The organism is Marinospirillum sp. (assembly GCF_014859565.1).
Genome location: NZ_JACUUA010000356.1, coordinates 1 through 2,564, shown reverse-complemented (window position 1 = coordinate 2,564; position 2,564 = coordinate 1). Strand labels below are relative to the sequence as shown.

Here is a 2,564-nt window from a genome sequence, read left to right as displayed (position 1 = left end):
GCATCAGACCTGAGAAGTCTGAAGTTTTCCGCCTATGGGGCTGCAACCAAAAACTCCATGCCTTAACTGGTTACCAACCACAAACTAACATCAAAGATGGTTTAAAGAAAACAATAGACTGGTTTACTCAGCCTGAAAACCTGCGCCACTACAAAACTGGTTTATACAATGTCTAAAAGTGCAGACATGCTTATTGACTTTATTCGTGACTACTACAGAACATCGGATGTCATACCGCTGCACGCTCCTGTTTTTTCCGGACACGAAAAAGATTACGTGGTGAATACACTGGAGTCTACTTTTGTCTCCAGTGTCGGAGCCTATGTGGATCGGTTCGAGCAAGATGTCGCCAGCTACACAGGCTCACCCAAGGCAGTTGCAACTGTGAATGGTACAGCTGCTTTACACGTAGCCTTAAAGCTTGCCGGAGTTGCATCTGGTGATCTGGTAATTACCCAGCCGCTCACCTTTGTTGCGACTTGTAATGCCATTGCCTACTGTGGTGCTGAACCGGTATTTGTGGATGTGGATCGTGATACTTTGGGATTATCACCACAAGCCTTGGAGCAATGGTTGTCTGAAAATGCCTTTGTCGATGCTGAGGGTTTGTGCAGAACCCGCCTTGATAACAAAGTGATTCGTGCCTGTGTGCCTATGCATACCTTTGGTCACCCTGCTGAGCTGGATAGTTTAATAAGAGTGACTCGTGAGTGGAGCCTTGCTCTGGTCGAGGACGCGGCAGAGTCCCTGGGTAGTTTCTACAAAGGGCAGCATACCGGAACTTTTGGTGAAATTGGTGCACTCAGCTTTAACGGCAACAAGATTATCACAACAGGTGGTGGCGGTATGATTCTAGCGGATGAGCCAACTGCTGCAAAAGCCAAACACCTTACTACCACATCCAAAAAGCCACACACCTATGAGTACATTCACGACGAACTGGGTTACAACTTCCGAATGCCGAATATGAACGCGGCATTGGGATGTGCTCAGTTGGAGCAGTTAGAAAAGTTCATAACTATCAAACGTGAACTCGCAAGTAACTATCAAGGCTTCTTTCAGGGTTCTTCCATGCAATTTATAACCGAGCCAACCGATTGCCGTTCCAACTACTGGTTGAATGGTGTGATCTGTGAAGACAAAAAACAGAGAGATGCGCTGCTGGACAGCACCAACAATGAAGGTGTGATGACTCGCCCCATTTGGGCTTTGATGAATCATTTACCTATGTACAAAAACTGCCGCCAAGGAGACCTGCCTAATGCCCAGTGGCTGGAAGAGCGAGTTGTGAATTTACCAAGTAGCGTAAAGTTAGGAGATTCAGTTTGAAAAAGATTGCTGTATTCACTGGAACACGTGCTGAATATGGCTTGCTCTACTGGCTGATGAAAGGAATTCAAGCTGATCCTGATCTGGAGTTACAGCTTATTGTCAGTGGAATGCACCTATCTCCTGAGTTTGGCTATACAGCTAATGAAATTGAGAAAGAGTTTCACATCAACGAAAAGGTTGAGATGCTCCTCTCGTCGTCAAGTGAGGTGGGTATTGCCAAGTCTATTGGCCTAGGAGTGATTGGATTCACTGATGCCCTGAATCGCCTCAAACCTGACTGCGTGGTGATTCTCGGTGACCGCTTTGAGGCATTAGCGATTGCACAGACTGCCATGATCCTGCATATACCTATACTTCATCTGCATGGCGGAGAAATCACAGAGGGTGCGATTGATGACTCAATCCGCCACGCTATTACTAAAATGGCACACTATCACTTTGTCAGTAATGAAGAGCATCGCTCACGTGTCCTGCAGCTTGGTGAAAACCCAAAATACGTGATCAATAGTGGTGCACTTGGAGTGGAAAATATTTATCGCACAGAGCTTCTTCCCCGTAACCAACTTAGCAAAAGCCTTAACTTTGATCTTGGCGTTTCCTTTTTCTTAATTACCTACCATCCTGTCACTTCCGGAGAGAAAATCGAAGATCCGGAAAAAACTTTTCTTGAGTTGCTAAGTGCTCTGCAAAACTTCCCCCATCACAAACAGCTATTCACTTTTCCAAATGCAGACCAGGGGGGGCATTGCATCATTCACCATATCAAGCAACATATTATGCAATATCCAGAACAAGCAACTGCAGTTAACTCGCTGGGTACACAGCGTTACCTTTCTGCAGTCTGCCATGCTGATGCAGTCATTGGAAATTCTTCAAGCGGGCTAATTGAAGTACCCAGCCTGAAGACACCTACTGTCAATATAGGTATTCGACAGAAGGGACGTACTGCTGGATCGTCTGTTATTCATTGCCAGGCTAACGCACCATCCATTCAAAGCGCCCTAAACAAGGCACTATCCTCTGAGTTTCAAGAGCAGGCAAAGATTGCTAGCAGCCCTTATGGTCAGGGCGACACCTGCAACCAAATACTGAAATTTCTTCGATCTTTACCTGAATATCAACCAAAACAATTTTTTAATTTCAATCAGAATCCGGAAAATGAATAATTCCACCTTGGTCATTGCCGAAGCTGGCGTAAACCATAATGGTGACCGCGACCTTGCTTTTCAGTT

2 protein-coding genes are annotated in these 2,564 nt (G+C 45.6%); both read left to right on the top strand.

The genetic code is table 11. The features are described 5' to 3' along the window. Positions 1–168 precede the first annotated feature (168 nt). Complete coding sequence (locus tag IBX50_RS19575; RefSeq protein ID WP_292258075.1) at positions 169–1,329, top strand: LegC family aminotransferase; 1,161 nt, start codon at positions 169–171, stop codon at positions 1,327–1,329. Continuing rightward, entirely contained in the window at positions 1,326–2,498 is a 1,173-nt protein-coding gene (neuC, locus tag IBX50_RS19570) for a UDP-N-acetylglucosamine 2-epimerase (protein WP_292258074.1), read from the top strand. The genes IBX50_RS19575 and neuC overlap by 4 nt, the downstream gene beginning before the upstream one ends. Positions 2,499–2,564 lie beyond the last annotated feature (66 nt).